We start from the raw sequence: 17,315 nt of genomic DNA on the forward strand, positions 1-17,315 counted from the left end.
GTATGCTGCAGTGCACACAGACACTTCGCATCGCCCCGCTCGGCATGAGCATCGACGTTGTTCGAAGTCCTGCAAGTCGCTGAAGCCCCGGGTATCGCTGCGCTCTAGCCGCCGCCGCGTCCCCCGATGACCGAATCAGGCTCAAACTCGTGTGCTGCCTGTTGGCAACAAGTACGATAGCGCAGCTGTGCTAAAGGCACAGCGAAATCTCGCTGAATGCCCAAGGCCGGGGGACGTGTGCGCCGACGGCAAACCGCAATCGCCTGACAAAACGCAAAATCGAACGTCCCAGCCTCAGGTATACCTCGCGCAGTAATGGGCATGAGTAAGGAAACCGGCAATGGCAGGCTACCCATCGGTCATATGGGAAGTGAGCCTCACGCGCGCGAGAAGAGCGGTCCAAGCACGGCAGCCCAATCGTAAAGGAACTTCACGAGCCCCGAAGGAGATGGGCAGTCTGGCCTGTATTGGAAAGCGACTGGGCCCGAGCCCACGGAACGCGCCTGTTACCGGAAGGTCGTCCCTGCCAGGTCGAAATCGAATATCACGCATGTTCTCCGGCCGTCATGGTGTTCAGGCGACCTGCTTGAGCTCAATCACCGACGGCTTCGCCAACTGGGCGACGGCGTTTGTCCATTCCGCGTCTACGGACCTGAAGTTGCGCTCCTTAACGTGTCCGTATCCTCGAATCTTCTCCACCATGCCTGCCGCACGCAGAGCGGTTTGATAATTGCGCACGGTGCCGTGGCGCAGAACCTCGTCAACCGTCTGCTCATAGCGAGCTATCAGGCCGCGTTCCATCCGTCGCTCAGTCGTGTATCCGAACACGTCGAGCGCGGTTCCCCGCAGCACCTTCATCTTCGCGAGCATCCGGAACGCGGGCAGAATCCAGGCCCCATACTCTTTCTTGCGCGGCTCGCCGCTCAGTTCGTCTTTGCCTGCAAAAAGTGGCGGTGCAAGATTGAATGCGATACGGAAGTCTCCCTCGAACTGCTGCCGGATGCTCTCTACGAACTCCGGCGAAGAATGAAGCCGCGCGACTTCATACTCGTCCTTGTACGCGAGCACCTTGAAATAGCCGCTTGCCACGGAGCGCGTGAGGCTCTCCTCGTTCGGCATGACCCTGCGCTCCCACTCACAAACCTTGCCGACGAGTTCCCGGAAACGACGTCCGTATGCGGCATTCTGATAGTCAGTAAGGAACCTGACTTTGCGCTCGATGAATTCGCCAAGTGTTGACGAAATCCGGAGGGACTCGCTCATCGGCTTTGCCGCCAAAAGTGCGCGCTCGGCTGATGTGGGCGACAGAGCAGCCCAGCGCCCCCAGAGAAACGCTTCCTGGTTCATCCTGACACACGCGCCGTTGAGTTCAATGGCAGCGTTGATAGCCTCGGAGCCAACCGGGATGAGACCACGCTGGTAGGCGTAGCCGAGCATGAACATATTGCCCGCAATTGTGTCATCGAACAGGTTGAGGGCGTATTTTGTCGCGTCAACAAACTCCGCACGGTCGCCCCCGACGGCGTCACTGATGGCTTCTCGCATTTCTGGCGCAGGGAATCTGAGGTCGGGATGGCGCGTAAATTCGCCTGTCATGGCCTCGTGCGTGTTTACGAGCATGTGTGTCGCGCCCTTTCGCGTCGCGGCGAGCGTCTTGCGGCTCGCGGCCACGACGATATCGCAACCCAGAACCACATCCGCACCACCCGCGGCGATACGGATAGCCTTGATAGCGGCTGGGCTCTTTCCGAATCGTAGGTGCGACCATACCGAGCCACCCTTCTGGGCAAGGCCAGCCATGTCGAGAATTCCGCAACCCTTGCCTTCAAGGTGAGCAGCCATCCCCAGCACTGCTCCGATGGTCACAACCCCAGTACCACCAACGCCCGTCACGATGATGGAATAGACGCCACGTTCGACAGATGGCTGTTCAGGTTCAACCAGTGCCGGGTACAGTTCGATGTTCGGTTTGATGGCGCCCCCCTTTCTGAGGCTACCGCCATGCACCGTCACGAAGCTTGGGCAGAAGCCGTTGTTGCACGAGTAGTCCTTGTTGCAGGCGGACTGGTCGATTGCGCGTTTGCGCCCGTGCTCTGTCTCAAGGGGCACCAGCGAAACGCAGTTGGATTTCGCCCCGCAGTCGCCGCAGCCTTCGCAGACAAGGTCGTTTATGACGAGGCGCTTGGCGGGGTCGGGGAACTGGTTGCGTTTTCGACGCCGACGCTTCTCTGCCGCGCAGGTCTGGTCGTACACCAGCACAGTCACATTTGGAACGTTGCGAAGCTCCTCTTGAACCTTTTGTAGTTCGGAGCGGTGGTGGATGGTCACGCCCCCTGCCCACCCCGCATCAGCTGGATATTTTGATGGGTCGTCCGTCACGACTGCAATGCGGTTCACGCCCTCAGAGCGCACCTGCCGCGTAATAGCCATTGGGCTGAGCTGGCCGTCATGGCGTTGACCACCGGTCATCGCCACCGCGTCGTTGTACAGAATCTTGAAAGTGATGTTGGTCCCAGCAGCAATCGCCGCGCGGACGGCGAGCAGGCCCGAATGAAAATAGGTGCCATCGCCCATGTTCTGGAACATGTGACCGCGCTTTGAGAACGGTGCCTCGCCAACCCACGCCATCCCCTCGGCGCCCATCTGAGTGAAGCCCAGCGTGTTGCGCTCCATCGTCTGCGCCATCCAGCTACAACCGATGCCGGCGTAGGCCTTACTTCCTTCAGGAATAACGGTCGACGAGTTATGCGGGCAGCCACTGCAGAAGTAAAAGCTACGCAACATGGCCTCAGGCATGAGTTCCACCTGGCTCAGCTCACGCAGGAATGCAACCCGCTCTGCGAAACCTGCGTCACCCGTATGTCGCGCGATACGTTCGCCAAGAGCGATTGCAATCTGAATCGAACTGAGCGCCATTTCGACCGGAAAGAGCTTCTTGCCCTGCTCGTCGTGCTTTCCGATGACGACCGGAGCGTGAGGCTGCCGGTAAAGGATGTCTTTAATCTGGAATTCAAGGAGACTGCGCTTTTCCTCAACGACCATGAGAAGTTCAAGCCCGGAGGCGAAGCCCCGGATACCCTGAGGCTCAAGTGGCCAGGTGCAGGCAACCTTGTAGATGGCAACGCCTTTGGACTGCAGGTCGTCCTCTGTGAGGTTCAGGTCATCAATAGCCTGCAGGAGGTCGAGGTAGTTCTTGCCGTGCGTCACAATGCCGATTCGCGCGTGAGGCGTGCCAAGTGCAACCCTGTCAAGTCCGTTCGCTCGGACGAAAGCGCGAACAGCATCGAGTTTATGATTGTGAAGCCGGAATTCCTGCTGCTGGGGTGTGTCCGGTTGTCTGAGATTCAGGCCTTCCGGCGGCATTTCGAACGCCGTCGGAATTTGCGGCGCTACGCGCTCAAGGTCGACTTCGATTGCAGCAGAGGCGTCAGCAACGTCTTTCACGCACTTGATGCCAACCCAACACCCCGAGTATCGCGACATGGCCCAGCCATACAGGCCATAATCGAGAATTTCCTGTACTCCACTCGGGCTCAGGATGGGGATTGACGCGTCGACCAACGCAAACTCCGATTGATGGCAGGTAGTCGACGACTCGCACGTGTGGTCGTCGCCCATCAACAGCAGCACGCCGCCCTGCCGAGAACTTCCAGCGAGATTGGCGTGACGGAAGGCGTCTCCGCTGCGGTCAACCCCTGGGCCCTTACCGTACCAGATGGAGAAGACGCCGTCGTACTTGCCCTCTCGATCGACCTCGGCCTGCTGCGTGCCCCAAACTGCTGTCGCCGCAAGGTCTTCGTTTATCCCCGGCACGAAGACAACATTCGCCTCGCTGAGAAACTTGCGGGCTTTCCCAAGTTCGGCATCGTATGTACCCAGTGGCGAGCCACGGTATCCAGATATGTAGCCGGCGGTATTCAGCCCTTCTGCCTTGTCGCGTCGTTGCTGCATCAACGGCAAACGCACAAGGGCCTGTACGCCGGTCAGGAACACGCGCCCACTGTCGAGGGCGTACTTGTCGTCAAGCGTCACTGTTCGCAGGGTCACGGTCATTCCTTCGTGGCGGTGGGTTTAGCCGATTGAGCCTTCCAGTTCCAGATAACGCTATTTGCCTGGTGGTGCCATGCTGGTCTTTCGGCTCTGCCCGCTCTTGCGAGGCTCAGGCATTGGACGGTCGAACGGGACGTCGTCGAGGCCGACGTTGCCCTCGTCTCGAAGTTGCCCGTGGCAGCCTGCCCATGCCGTTCCTGTGGGACATCGATTGTGTACACTGCTGCATTCATATCCGCAGTATAAAAATGCTGCGAGCAGCCGGATATTGAAACTTCGGGATAGTGATATAGCTGGAAGGCAACCCTGATGATTCCGTCACTCAATTCAATTGTTGGCCGTCTGCATGCCAAGCAGCTTCGCCTGCTCGCGGCACTGGCGGACCATGGCTCGCTGCTGAACGCCGCGAGGGCGGTTTCAATGTCCCAGCCCGGCGCGAGCAAGGCGCTCCGTGAGATCGAGTCCATATTCGGCGTCGAGCTCTTCGTCCGGACGAACCGGGGCCTCGAACCCAACGCCGCGGGCCACTGCGTTATCCGCTACGCGCGCCTGTTCCAGACCGATATCGCCCACCTGCGTGAAGATTTGATTGGCGTCATGCGCGGTTTTGGAGGACGGGTGTCCGCAGGAACAATCATGGGAGCGGTGCCGCTGCTAGCCGATGGCATCAATCTCCTGTTGTCGCAACAGCCGAAGATGTCAGTGGAGGTTCTGGAAGACACGAGTGCATCTCTGCTTGACCTGCTCGATGAAGGACGCATTGAGCTGGCGTTGTGCCGGACAAGTGTGAGTCGCGCACCGGAGCTCTATACGAGCGTCATCATCCAGCACGAAACGCTTGCCGTTATCGCAAGTGCGGGACATTCGCTTGTTCACGTGCAGCACCTGAGCCTCGCCGACCTCGAGGATGCCCGCTGGATTGTGTATCGCACCAATATGCCAATTCGACGATTGCTCGAACGTGAATTCCATGAAGCCGGGCTTCGAATGCCTGTGCATGTTGTGGAAACAACATCGGCTTTTACGACGATGTCGCTTCTGCGAAAAGACCCACAATACGTTGCACTGCTGCCAGTGCCAGTCGTGGAATTCTGCACATCTCAGGGGTGGGCCACACAGCTCTCGCTTCGTGTGGCGTCGCGCAGCGAGCCGTACGAACTCGTAACTCGTCGCAGTGCGCCAATTTCGCCTGGTGCGCAGATGCTGATTAACACACTAACTAAGGTGAGTTTGGGCGGATTGCCTGCATCGGCTGACTAGGTTCCGGAACATGCACAGCGGGATTCGACTTTAGAGTTGTTGAGTTGCTGATGGGAGTTCACGGCGGCACCTCGCGTGCGGTATGGAAGACTGGCCGACGATGAGAAACGTCGGCGACGGCATCGAGTTCATCCATCAGCAAAGGTGAACTCCGTACTGTTGGCGCGGTTGTGCACGAGACCGACCACGCGGCAGAGCGCCTGGTCGCGGCGTGTAGTCCGCATACGCCAAAGCGAAACAGATATCCACTTTGCTGCTCATTAACTCTTTCGCCACCTCAGAAAACCGGTCGAATCGCGAAACTTGCGCGATGGCCGCGCGATTTGACCTGCAATGCTCATCGCATGCGAAACAATTACCAGCAGTCAGCGGTGACTGCCCACCCTACTGCCAGCGCGTGCGCCGCTATCTGCTCATACCTTTCCGCAGTAAAAGACGAGGATTTTTCGCTGCTCGCCCAGCTGCAGGTGCTGGATATGACCGATATACAGGAGACGGTCGCCGGCTTCGTGAATCGCCGCAGTGCGCGCGACGATGTGGGCTAGGCTTGCATCAATCAATGGCAGCTCCCGGCGTGTAATGTAAGCCACGTCGAGGGTGTCATCCCGTTTCCCATCAAAGTACGCGCTGCTTGCCTGCTGCCTTTCTTCCACGAAGTTCACGCCGTAGCAGACGCCAAGGCGCACGGTGTCGTTGAACCGCGACTGTGGAACACCATCGAATAGGTCTGCTTTTCAACTGTCGTGTACGCGATCGCACGCTGGGGTGCCTTCTCGATGACGTACTTGAGAGCGGCGCGGCCCATTCTTGGCTGCGCGCCGACGCGAACAAGCGCCTCGACCGGCGCGAACGGCCCACGATACTCCGCTTCGTCCTTGAACTCCGTAGGATAGTGGCTGTTTACCGCGGCATTGATGTCCAGCAGCGGTGGTCCGGCACAAACACTTCTTTCGCCACTACGCAGTTGCTGCCTGATGCGCGCACTCACGGTGAACCACGTGTCTTAGATGATGATGACTAGGTTGCGACGTGAGAGCAGACGCACATACCCGTAAGTTGATGCATCGATCGGTACCCAGAGACGTTCAGCGCTACACCGTCTATATCGACGTCATGCCAGGCCACGGTTAGGTAAGCCCTAGCAGATACCGTGGGCCGATCATTGCTTTGTCTCGGCGCGCCAAAGCGGTAGTCCTCGGGAAAGTATCCGGCTCTCGCTAATAAGCGCGCTCGCTTGCGACCACCAGTTGCCACGCCTGCGTCCCGGTGGACCCAAGTTGTCTGTGGGCCCCAGCCTAGCACCCAACGAGGCATTCCGCGCAACCCGACCTACCGTAGACTTTCTTTGTCGCCTGACTGAAGCGAATCATTCAACGCCACCAACCCCTCCTCGTAGATTCTGTGAAAAAGCTGGACGACCTCAATGTCACTGACCCCAACCGGCGAAAAACTCCCGGACCACGTCACCAGTGATGAACCGGTCCCAGCGACTTCCTGCACGCTGAGAGTGGCCAGGTAGTCACTAGCGGGAAACGGTGCTTCCATGATCGAATAACTGTACGAGCGCGCGTTCTGATCGAACGCTTCAAGCCGTTCAATGATGACGTGTCCGTCCGCGGTCTTCAGGTGCCGAACCCGGCCGCCTTCGCTCAACTCGCTATCAGCAATGAGCGGCAGCCAGTCAGGCAGGGAGTTGAAGCCGCCAATCAGTTGCCAAACCCGGTCGGCGGTTGCAGGTACTTCGAGTGATGCCGAGGTCTGCGCCATCTCAGGCTCCCGTACGTGCGGACGACATTGGCAAAGGAGCGTCGGCGGCGACGAGCTTCTGCTCGCGCATCTCCTGCCAGAAAGCAGCAGGGATTATCTGAGACAAGGCCGCAAAGTCCTCGGCGATACGCTCAGGTTTGCTGGCGCCGGGAATCACCGCAGCGACGGCAGGGTTTGCCAGCGAAAACTGCAATGCCGCCGCCTTGACGCTGACGTGGTGGCGTTGCGCGAGGGTCCTGATACGCTCGACCTTCGCGAGAATTTCCGGCGATGCCTTCTGGTATTCGAAGTGCGTGCCGCCGGCGAGCACCCCGGAGCTATAGGGACCACCGACGACGATATCCACCTTCTTCTGGAGGGCCGCCGGCATCAGACGCTGAAGCGCGCGCTCATGGTCGAGCAGTGTGTAGCGGCCGGCGAGCAGGAAGCCATCGGGCTGCGCTTCAGTGAGGTCGAGCGTCAGTTCGCACGGTTCCACGCGGTTCACACCGAGCCCCCACGCCTTGATGACCCCTTCTTCGCGAAGACGGCTCAGCACGCGGAACGCGCCCTTGCGCGCGGTTTCAAATTGCGCGAGCCATTCGTCGCCGTAAAAATCCTGGGCAATATCGTGTACCCAGACGATGTCGAGACGGTCGGTATTCAGGCGCTTGAGGCTGTCTTCTATCGAGCGAAGCGTGGCGTCCGCCGTATAGTCGTTGACGAGCTTGTTCGGACGGCCGAACTCGAAAAGCCCTCCTTTCTCACCGAGGTCGCGCGCGGCGGGTTCTTCGATTTCATCGAGAACGAGCCGGCCAACTTTCGTGCTCAGCACGTAGTCGTCACGATTGCGCTTTTGCAGCGCTGCGCCCAAACGGATTTCGGCGAGCCCTGCGCCATAAAACGGCGCCGTGTCGAAGTAGCGCACGCCCTGTTCCCATGCCGCATCCACGGTGGCCTGCGCTTCTGCCTCGGGGATGTCGCGATACATGTTGCCCAACGGCGCTGTGCCGAAGCCCAGCACGCCTTGCAGCTTATCTCTGATGCTCATCTCGAACCTCTTGTGAATGAAAGTGAACTGAGTTTAGGTTGCAGAAACGTGTCCGTCCAAGACATAATTTGATAATTTTACGTCCCATGAGGTCTTAAGTGCTCGATATCCGCCAACTTCAATATTTCGTCGCGGTTGCCGAGGAGGAACATGTCGGCCGAGCCGCGGAGCGGCTGCATATCTCGCAATCGCCGCTCAGCCGGCAAATCGCTCAGTTGGAGGAACGGCTTGGTCTGACGCTTTTCGAGCGTAGCCAGCAGCGCATCCGGCTGACATCCGACGGCCGTACGTTTCTTCAGGAAACGCGTGCGCTGCTGACGCACGCGAATCGTCTGGAGTCGCTTGCGCGCCGATTGGGCCGCGGCGATGAGGGCGGCCTGTGCATCGGCTATCTGGAAAACGCGATGCATTCGGGTGTGCTGTCGGACGCGCTTCGCATCTTGCGAAAGGACCGGCCTGCCGTGCATATCGCGCTCTACAACCTGCCGTCGTCCGAGCAATTGGAGGGGCTACGGCAACGCAGTCTCGATGTCGCGCTGGTCTGCGAGCCGCCGCTCACGGACGACCCGGAGCTCGACTGCGCGCAACTCCTGAGCGACCCGATGCTGCTTGCGGTTCCCGATTCGCATCCGCTAGCCACCGCAGCCAAGCTCACGCCAGCCGCACTGGGCAAGCTCGACTGGATTGCCGTGCTGCATAGGGAGAACGTGCTGAACCATGACACCTTTGTAGCGGCCTGCGCGCGCGCCGGATTTACACCCGCGATCTCAATGGAAGCGACGGAGCCTTTGACGGCATTGGGGCTGGTGGCAGCCGGCCTCGGGGTCGCGATGATTCAGCGGAGCCTTCGTCATCAGGCCCCGACAGGCGTCGTGTTGCGAGAAGTGCCCTGGTTCACCTACCGCACGCCGCTATGGGTCGCATGGCACAGGATCAATTTGCGCCCACTCGTTGAGATTTTCAGACTGACTCTAATAAAAGACGTGAGAGTGCTGAGTCAATAGGCATCCAAACCATATGCACCTGGTGACCGCGCCCCGCGCGACAGCTTCGAGAAAGCTCCGCGAACCGGCCGCAATCGCGGGCGTTGTATCTCCGGCGAAACTGCGATAGTTCGATCCACCTGGAATCCTTCAGGAATCGCGATCAACAGAGAGGGAAGACGGTGCACCGTCGTCCATAGGATTGCCCCGTGGCACGCCGCGCAAGCGGCATCATCAATGCAGAGGAGAACGTTGCCAGGGGACCTGCGCATACCTTATCCGTATCTGCCGGCGCCCCGACAGCTACCGTCGTCTGTCTCCGGGACCCGGGGCCCCGGCTTGAGTTGATGGCCTGGTTCGCTAACTTCTTTGGACCTCGTCCAGCAGTCGGTCGCAATTGGCGGCACTAGGTGCCACACGCACGGCGCCAATCACCCGGTGTAGTTCCTGTTGCCGCCGAGAACGTCCTCGTGAAATGGCTCTGGTCTGCGAATCCGCAAGCGGCTCCGATTTCCGCGAGCGACAATGCGCTGCGACGAAGCAGCTCCTTCGCGCGCTCTATCCGATAGGCGCGTAACCATCGGAATGGCGGCATCCCTGTTGTGCTGCGAAATGCGTCGACAAACTGTCTTACCGATAGCCCGCACGCCCTTGCAATGTCGCTCAGAGGTGGCTCGACCAGCAGGTCCGCTACGAGCAATTCCTTGGCTATGCGCTCCTGCGTCTTCGACAGAACCCGACAGCGCGAAGGCAACGGCCCCCGGAAGCGTCCGTATGTCGTAGCAAGCCGTTCGTACATGGCATGTGCGACATGATCAAAGAAAAGACTGCCTGCAAGCTGTGGGTCAGCCATCGCTGGGACGAGAGCCAGGCCCAGATGGTGTAAAACGGGGTCGATTGTCCGGTTGACGTCATCCAGCTCTCCTACTGGCGGCAAAGCCGACAGCCCGCACAGTTCGTCAAAGGCGGGGCGCGGGATATGAAAAAGGATGCACTCAAACGGGTCTGGCAGGTTCGCTACAGGCTCATCGGAAAGATGACCCAGCATGATTGAGCCCGGCACATAAGGCTCTGTCGGAACCCGTCGACCTCGCTTCCAGAGCTCCGCTCCTCCCGAGTGTTGCAATTGCAACGAGAGGATATATGCGTCCTCCGTCGGCATTGGCGCGCTCTTTCCTAGCCCGTGAACGGACGAATACATATGCGTTGCCGTCAGCTGTGCCGTCTTCAGACTGGTGGTGGTAAGCGTGTGTGCCGTGTCCACGTTGAACAGGTGGGCGAACTCCCGGACATAGGTGTCCGTCGCGACGCTCGAGGTCGCGAGCCTCACAGCCCCAACAACGCTCAGTGACGCGGGCGCGTTGCTGGCCCCGGCCACTGAACCCGTCTGCTCCAACCCTGCTTCCGTAGAAGTAGTCGTTCCTTGCTGCGTTGCCATTGCAGCCTCCCGAAAATAAGCGACGAGTCCCACTTTGCCTAGGATCGCTCGCTGTTGTTACTACAGAGTTAACACGTTTTGACTGATGACGCAAATCTGCAAATCGGTAATGTTTTCGTAATGCACTAGGGTCATAGGATACAAGCGCCTGTATTGCTGTTCTATACTTCACTCGCTCGAGGGCAGAGAATTCATTGACCAAAACAAGCCTGCAAAGACTTTAATCAAGCTCCATCGGGAGTGTGGCCAGATGTCTAATGGACTTGCCCTTCTACCGCCAGTGAAGTCCTCCAGCACCTCTGACTGGAGGGACGCCATTGTCTACGTTGTAGACGACGAAGCATCGGTGCGTCGCGCACTTACGACGCTCATGCGCTCGGTCGACATGCACATCGAAACATTCTCATCTCCAGAGGAATTTCTGCAGCACCCGCGCCCGCTAGTACCGAGTTGCCTCATTCTGGATGTACGGCTTCGCAATAAAAACGGTCTGGCCTTCCAACAGGAGATTGTGCAAAGCGGACTGCGTATCCCCGTTCTGTTCATGACGGGGCATGGCGACATTGAGATGAGCGTCAAGGCGATGAAAGCGGGTGCGATGGACTTCTTTGCCAAGCCGTTTCGTGACCAAGACATGCTCGACGCCGTCGGCCAGGCGCTCGCCCGGGACGCGACGCGACTGGCGTCCGAACGCACTGTCGCGGGGCTGCGAGCCTCCTACGAGACCCTGTCGCCTCGCGAAAAAGAGGTATTGCCGTTCATACTGGCTGGGCTGCTCAACAAACAGATTGCTTCCGAAATAGACGTTAGTGAGATCACGGTCAAGGTCCACCGTGGTCAGGTGATGCGCAAGCTTAAAGCTCGCTCCCTGCCGGACCTCGTTCGGAAGGCCGAGGCGCTCGGCATCGGACCGCATGAATCGCGCGACTCACAGGGCATGCGAGGAGGAACGGGCGAAGCCCGGCAATAAACACCGAGGCCGTCGTCGCCTACGGACTGCCGAGTGCAACAGAAAGCCAGTGAGTCATCGCAGAAGCCTGGTAGGGTTTCTGCAGAAGAACAAGAGCGCCGTTGCCCGTAGCCCGCGCGTGCAGCGCGGGCGTCGGGTACGCGCTGATGAAAATGGTGGCCGGCGCGGCACCCTGTGCGACCAGGCGTTCGTGCATTTCGACACCGGACATACCAGACATCCGGATGTCCGAAATAAGGCAGGACGTGTCCGATGCTTCCCCGGACGCGAGAAACGCCTCGGCTGACTCGAAAAGCCGCGCCTCCCACCCAAGTGAGCGCACGAGACTGCCAAGCGCGCGACGTACTGCATGGTCGTCGTCGACAATGGATACCACAAGCGTAGTCTGCAAAATCGCGGCCCCTAGTTCTCTCTCTCAAAGGATAACGGGGCGATGAGTCGCGCCCGTCCGTCTTGTCCTATGCAGACTACCTTACAGGCGCGTCTGACGCGATGATACGATTGTATAAGTGGGTTGTACCGGCTGAGTGTCGTTGCGGCGTGCGTGCCACATGGCCTGAACGTCACCCGGCGGCAACAGCCGTCTTGGCAGAAGGCAGCGTCACACGGAAAGTCGCACCACCCTCGGGATTATTTGAAGCCGATATCCCACCACCATGCGCTTCAACAATGGAGGTGCAGATAGCGAGGCCCATGCCCATACCGGTGCTGCGTGTGGTGAAAAATGCATCAAAAAGGCGAGTCAGATTTTCTTCACTGATTCCGGGGCCACTATCGCGTACAGAAAGCACGATGTCTCCATCTGGGTCAGTCGACGAGCTCACCGTCAGTCGGTGTTTGCCCGGGAGGGTCGCCATCGACTGCAACCCGTTGATGATTATGTTGATAAGCACCTGTTGGAGCTGCACGCGATCTCCTGACACCCTGGGAAGCTCGGGGGCGAAGTGCAGCTCGAGACAGCAGCCGTGGCTTTCCATTTCGCCTTTCGTGAGAGCGACGACTTCGCTGAGCAACTCGTTGACCTCTATAGGCGCGTGTTCCGGTGGCGCCCCCTTCATCAGTCTCCTGACCCGCTGGACGATTTCGGCGGCCCGAGTGCCCTCACTGGTCATCTCATTCACGCAGGCTTCGATTTCCTCCATGTTGGGTGGGTCACGACGCAGCCAGCGCAGGCAGGCCTCGCCGCTCGTGATGATGGCCGCAAGCGGCTGGCCGACTTCATGGGCGATCGAAGCGCTTAGTTCACCCAAAGCCGAAATGCGGCTGGCGCGAGCCAGCTCGCTTTGCGTCTGCCGAAGTTGCATCTCAGTCTCCCGGGCGTCGGTCACGTCCATCACGGCACCAAAGAACTGACGGTTGTCACCCACGGCGTCGGATGCATGTGCCACGACGTGCAGGTGCTTTATGCGACCGTCCGGGAAAAGCAATCGATGCTCAACGTCGAAATCCTCGGCCGCGTCGCTCATCTGTCCCAGCATACGCTCGAAGATATGCACATCCTCCGGATGAAGCCTCTCGCGCACAGTCTCAAGCGTCGGCGCCCGGGCAGGGTCGTTCTCGAAAATACGGAATGCCTCTTCAGACCAGAAAAGCTCGCCTGTAGCGACGTTCCAGCCAAAGCTTCCTGTTCGGCTAAGTTGCTGGGCTTCGGCAAGGTACTGCGCCTGGCTTTTCCGGACCAGTTCTTCGGCCTGCCTACGTTGCGTTATATCGTTGTTCGTCTCCAGTGTTGCGCAGGGCTCGCCCCGGCTGTCGTGTTGTAGCGTCCAGCGGCTCGCCACGATGACGGCCGCGCCGTCGCGTTTTGTGTGTATCAGATCACCTTCCCAGTACCCATCGCGTGCCAATATCCCCTGTATTTCTTCTCGCGGCACGAGAGAGACGGTTTTTAGCAGGTCGTCGACAACCTTTCCGACAGCCTCATCCTTACTCCATCCGTAGAGCACTTCCGCCGCGTGATTCCAGTACGTAATCACGTCCTGCTGGTCATGCACGTAGATAGTGTCGTGTGTGAGGTCCAGCAGCCGCGCCTGTTCACGCTGCAGGCGTTCGGCCATCCGGATGCGTCGCACAAGCGACGTAATGGCAATCGAAGTTATGAAAAATGCTGCTAGGAACAGGATGTCCTGCGGTTTCTCGATGGCAAAGCTATAGAGCGGCAGCGTGAAGTAGACGTTGAGCAGCAAGCCGCCAACAATTGAGAAAATTGCAGACGAAACGAAGCTGTCGAGAAGAGACAGCAGTACGATGACGATCAGCATGCAGAAACCGGTGGTGGCAATCTTGAGATCAAGACTCAGACAAAGCCACGCCACGGCGCAGAGGACGAGGCTCCCGCCAATCCATAGCCCCACCAGGTAACCCCACTGACTGCTCCTGTCCGACGAACCTAAATTGCTACCCACGCTACCTCCCATGGCGTGCCACTGGCCCCCCGCCTCGTGACCCGCACCAGCCTCAGTTTAAAAAGCGGTGTCGTGGCGAATCACGCGTCAACGATCCGACGAATAGGCCTTAAATGCTTTACACGCTTGAAAGAAAACGGCCTTTTTCCATGCGACATCTACAAGCTCCATCATATACAAACATATAAGAGCGGTGCACTCTGGACTACTCGTTTTCCCCGAAACTCGAATGCGAATGCGCACGGGGTCGACTCGTTGCGTTATACGGACGTATAGCGCGATTACGCCATCGCGGCATTGGGATACCTCACCGTAGAGTAGATTCGCCCTTGTGCCGTATCTACTCTTTAGTCATTGCGATTAGCGCATGGCTGATGACATTACGGACCTTCGTAGTCCCGACCTGTCATCTCTACCCCAGCGCGCTAACCAGCGATGCTGCGAGCCGGCGCCCGCGCCCGCGAGCAGCCGCACCAACCTCTCCTTCTTGACCGTCGCACCCGCCCAAGGAACTGGCCATGCCCCATGCCCTGCATAACTGGATATATGTCGGTGCAAACGCGTACATCGAATACACCTTCGTCACCTGGCTTGACAGAAGCCTCTACAGGCGAACTGTCGACTATAAACAAGTCTGCCTCCAATAGATGTTCGCGGCTTCACGCTGACTGTTAATTAACCGCATCAACTCTGGATGAGAGAAAGATGATGTTGAACGTTCAAACACTTACCGGGGCCGCCGATTCATCGACTGGAACCGACGGGCTGGATACTTCAAGCGTTCTACCGGCAGCAAACCGTCCCCCGCCGGCATCGACGCTCACGGGCAGATCGCCGGGACGAGGTCGGGGTCGCCAGCGCCGGCCGTCTTTTGACGCGGCCACTTCCGCTGCGGCTGACCCTTGGGCGCGAACGCTTGCCGCCCTCCTGCAATTTTCGGCGCCGCCAGACGAATCGCCCAGCCCCTTCGGGCTGCCAGGATACCAGTGCGCGACGAAACGGATGGATACCGATAGCCCCCGCGCCCAGTCGTTCACGGTAACTGTGCTGGAGTACATGTCCAACTCGCGCGTCTGTCTTTCCTGGCACGACCCAACTTTGTGCAATTACGAGGAGCAGATCTGGACGCCGACGCTTGCCCGCCGCTCAGGACGATGTGCGCTTTCCGGGGCTCAGATCCGCAGGGGCGACGCGGTATACCGCCCCCAGACACGTGGTCGAACACCACCGGCGAATGGAAACGCGATGATTCTCGCGTCAGTACTCGCGCAGATACGCGGCGGCTAGCCAATGCAGCGATCGTCACCTGAGACGCCTCGCCACAAGCGTATCCACCAGCCGAGATGGCCCCAACGGAAGCCTGCTGACGCCCGGATTGTCGCCCTGAGTGGTCAAAGCGTCTCCCGCAGCAGTGCTTATCTGGCGTTACCCCGCCGTCATACTGTGGTCAAACGTGGGGACATGTTTTCTGCGGCGGCTACCAGCGCCGTCATGCAATGCCCTAGCAACTTAAAACCTGACAGCGCGATGGCGATGTCGACAAGAGAGGCGATTAACTCAGGGGTATATCTGAAGCATTCCGAGTCGCCACCGAACCCGTGGGACCGCGAACAAATGCGGCCTTCGCTCATGGAGCCCATGCGGACAAGGCGCGCGGACGCGGCGGAAAGCTGGATTTGCGCCTACGGCTCCCCTTATGTGGAGCCCGATGTTGGAGTTCGAGAAACGTCAGACCGCAACGTTGCATGGCTGGCACCGGAGTTTTTGCCTGCAGCCTGGCCGCAAATCGAGCTAGTCCCGATGGCCCGGGTGCACGCTCGCACTGAGCTGGCCAGGCACACGACCGACGTCGCCCTGAAGTCGCCAGACGCAACGCTGGACGAAGAACTGCGGCTCAACTGGATTCGGTAGATGGTGCCAGGACCGTACCGACCAACAAGGGCGTCCATAACATTGGATGACCGCACCGAAACGAATGCTCTCGCCTTTGTTGTCGATGAGGTTTGCGAACAGTTTGAGCTCGACTCACTTGTGGCGACCGTTGCACCGCTGATCGGCACCGCGACGAGAAAGTTTGGAAGCAATACCGAGTATCCGCTGAAACTGCGCGAGGCTTTGATCGAGTGCGCGTTGCAGGACTCCTATATCGAAGAGCTCGCGAGCGAGATCGAGCGCCTGCCACGACGAGCCTACAGCGATGTAACCGGCGCATTCGAATGACTGGAGCGGTGGAGATAAAGCCCCCTAGTGTAACGGCGTTAAGTGAGAAACATGGACAAACTTCAAGCGATGCAGGTCTTCACGCGGGTAGTCGACACCAACAGCTTTTCCGGTGCGGCCGACTCCCTGCACATGACGCGTTCGTCAGTGACGACCATTATCCAGGCTCTTGAGGCCTACCTTAAGGTGCGCCTGCTCAATCGCACGACCCGCCGCATCAGCGTCACCCCGGACGGCGCCGCGTACTATGAGCGCTGTTCGCGCATTCTCGCGGAGGTCGAGGATTCGGAGAGTTCGTTTTCAAGAGCGTCAGTCCCTCGAGGCAAGCTCAAAGTCGATATGCCCGGGTCGATCGGACGTCTCGTGGTCGTCCCGGCTCTGGACGACTTTCACTCAAGATATCCGGACATCGACCTCATGCTTGGCGTCGGAGACAGGGCTGTTGACCTGATTCAGGATAGCGTCGACTGCGCCATCCGTATCGGCCCGATGCAGGATTCCACGCTGGTTGCGAGGCGCGTGGGTGTGTCGGAGTTTGTTACTGTCGCAAGCCCCGAATACATCGCACGCAACGGCGAGCCATCTTCACTCGAAGAACTGGAAACGCACACCGCTGTCAACTACTTCTCCAGTCGTAACGGCCGTATTGTGGAGATGGACTTCGTCGTTGACGGCAAGCCGGTGGAAGTCCACATGCGCTCGAAGCTCGCCGCCAATGATGGCGACGCTTATCTTCAGTGCGGATTACGAGGCCTTGGGCTCATTCAGGTGCCTCACTTTCTTGCGATGCCCCATCTGGAATCGGGGGCGCTTATTGAAGTGCTCGGGAAATGGCGACCCAGCGCGTTTCCGATTTCGGCGGTCTATCCACAGAATCGTCACCTGTCGCCCCAGGTTCGCGTGTTCGTCGAATGGGTTGCGGAATTGTTCGAGAACTGTCAGCTGCTTCGCGCTGACAATGTACGCCCTTCCGGTGTCGCCCAATATGTCAAGCATCGCCAGTCTTCCATCGCTTCGGCCGAGTGCGAGAGTCAGCGCACGCATCCGGCGCGCGCAGCACGGATAGGGCGCCGATGTAAGCCTGAACAAACGCTGAAACCGTGCCCAGAAACCCGCTAACTTTGGCGCAAATCGCTCGCACGCGATCGACTGACTGAATTGTCGTTCCGTCAGATGAAAAGAAACCACCACC

At 58.9% G+C, this 17,315-nt stretch carries 15 protein-coding genes; 7 read left to right on the top strand and 8 right to left on the bottom strand.

The window, feature by feature from the left end:
* Positions 1-573: 573 nt before the first annotated feature.
* Complete coding sequence (locus tag PQR32_RS33905; RefSeq protein WP_408237657.1) at positions 574-4,053, bottom strand: indolepyruvate ferredoxin oxidoreductase family protein; 3,480 nt, start codon at positions 4,051-4,053, stop codon at positions 574-576.
* A gap of 306 nt (positions 4,054-4,359) precedes the next feature.
* Here PQR32_RS33905 and PQR32_RS33910 point away from each other — a divergent pair, with 306 nt between their 5' ends.
* Positions 4,360-5,310, top strand: coding sequence for a LysR family transcriptional regulator (locus tag PQR32_RS33910; protein ID WP_408237660.1), 951 nt, complete (start codon positions 4,360-4,362; stop codon positions 5,308-5,310).
* Between the two features lie 413 nt (positions 5,311-5,723).
* Here the strand turns inward: PQR32_RS33910 and PQR32_RS33915 are convergent, their stop codons facing one another.
* From PQR32_RS33915 to PQR32_RS33930, 4 genes are all read right to left on the bottom strand, one after another.
* The gene (locus tag PQR32_RS33915) at positions 5,724-5,972 is read right to left on the bottom strand and encodes a flavin reductase family protein (protein ID WP_408237663.1); all 249 of its coding nucleotides are present in this window, start codon (positions 5,970-5,972) and stop codon (positions 5,724-5,726) included.
* Positions 5,969-6,298 (bottom strand): hypothetical protein, encoded by a 330-nt coding sequence (locus PQR32_RS33920; protein ID WP_408237666.1) that lies wholly within the window; start codon positions 6,296-6,298, stop codon positions 5,969-5,971. Before PQR32_RS33920 ends, PQR32_RS33915 begins: the two co-directional genes overlap by 4 nt.
* 341 nt (positions 6,299-6,639) lie before the next feature.
* A complete protein-coding gene (locus tag PQR32_RS33925; RefSeq protein WP_408237669.1) occupies positions 6,640-7,077 on the bottom strand; it encodes an SRPBCC family protein in 438 nt (145 codons plus the stop codon).
* A 1-nt stretch (position 7,078) separates the two neighbouring features.
* Positions 7,079-8,107, bottom strand: a complete 1,029-nt coding sequence (locus tag PQR32_RS33930; protein WP_408237672.1) for an aldo/keto reductase — start codon at positions 8,105-8,107, stop codon at positions 7,079-7,081.
* Between the two features lie 98 nt (positions 8,108-8,205).
* Between PQR32_RS33930 and PQR32_RS33935 the strand changes: the two genes are divergently transcribed.
* Entirely contained in the window at positions 8,206-9,111 is a 906-nt protein-coding gene (locus PQR32_RS33935; RefSeq protein ID WP_408237675.1) for a LysR family transcriptional regulator, read from the top strand.
* Between the two features lie 385 nt (positions 9,112-9,496).
* Here PQR32_RS33935 and PQR32_RS33940 read toward each other — a convergent pair whose 3' ends face one another.
* Complete coding sequence (locus PQR32_RS33940; protein ID WP_408237678.1) at positions 9,497-10,528, bottom strand: helix-turn-helix domain-containing protein; 1,032 nt, start codon at positions 10,526-10,528, stop codon at positions 9,497-9,499.
* 250 nt (positions 10,529-10,778) lie between these two features.
* On the opposite strand from PQR32_RS33940, the gene PQR32_RS33945 reads away from it, so the two are divergent.
* Positions 10,779-11,498: a response regulator transcription factor gene (locus PQR32_RS33945; protein WP_408237681.1), complete on the top strand. Its 720-nt coding sequence runs from the start codon at positions 10,779-10,781 to the stop codon at positions 11,496-11,498.
* A 19-nt stretch (positions 11,499-11,517) separates the two neighbouring features.
* Here PQR32_RS33945 and PQR32_RS33950 read toward each other — a convergent pair whose 3' ends face one another.
* Positions 11,518-11,874, bottom strand: a complete 357-nt coding sequence (locus tag PQR32_RS33950; RefSeq protein WP_408237684.1) for a response regulator transcription factor — start codon at positions 11,872-11,874, stop codon at positions 11,518-11,520.
* Between the two features lie 187 nt (positions 11,875-12,061).
* The gene (locus PQR32_RS33955; protein WP_408237687.1) at positions 12,062-13,915 is read right to left on the bottom strand and encodes an ATP-binding protein; all 1,854 of its coding nucleotides are present in this window, start codon (positions 13,913-13,915) and stop codon (positions 12,062-12,064) included.
* A 990-nt stretch (positions 13,916-14,905) separates the two neighbouring features.
* On the opposite strand from PQR32_RS33955, the gene PQR32_RS33960 reads away from it, so the two are divergent.
* The 4 genes from PQR32_RS33960 (at position 14,906) to PQR32_RS33975 (ending at position 17,242) form a co-directional block, all read left to right on the top strand.
* Positions 14,906-15,190 (top strand): DUF3331 domain-containing protein, encoded by a 285-nt coding sequence (locus PQR32_RS33960; protein WP_408237690.1) that lies wholly within the window; start codon positions 14,906-14,908, stop codon positions 15,188-15,190.
* Positions 15,191-15,611: 421 nt separating this feature from the next.
* Positions 15,612-15,698, top strand: a complete 87-nt coding sequence (locus PQR32_RS33965) for a hypothetical protein (protein ID WP_408237709.1) — start codon at positions 15,612-15,614, stop codon at positions 15,696-15,698.
* A 158-nt stretch (positions 15,699-15,856) separates the two neighbouring features.
* The gene (locus tag PQR32_RS33970; RefSeq protein WP_408237692.1) at positions 15,857-16,123 is read left to right on the top strand and encodes a gamma-glutamylcyclotransferase; all 267 of its coding nucleotides are present in this window, start codon (positions 15,857-15,859) and stop codon (positions 16,121-16,123) included.
* A 51-nt stretch (positions 16,124-16,174) separates the two neighbouring features.
* Positions 16,175-17,242, top strand: coding sequence for a LysR family transcriptional regulator (locus PQR32_RS33975; RefSeq protein ID WP_408237695.1), 1,068 nt, complete (start codon positions 16,175-16,177; stop codon positions 17,240-17,242).
* The last annotated feature ends 73 nt before the right edge of the window (positions 17,243-17,315 follow it).

The organism is Paraburkholderia dipogonis (assembly GCF_046027395.1).
GTDB lineage: Bacteria > Pseudomonadota > Gammaproteobacteria > Burkholderiales > Burkholderiaceae > Paraburkholderia > Paraburkholderia dipogonis_A.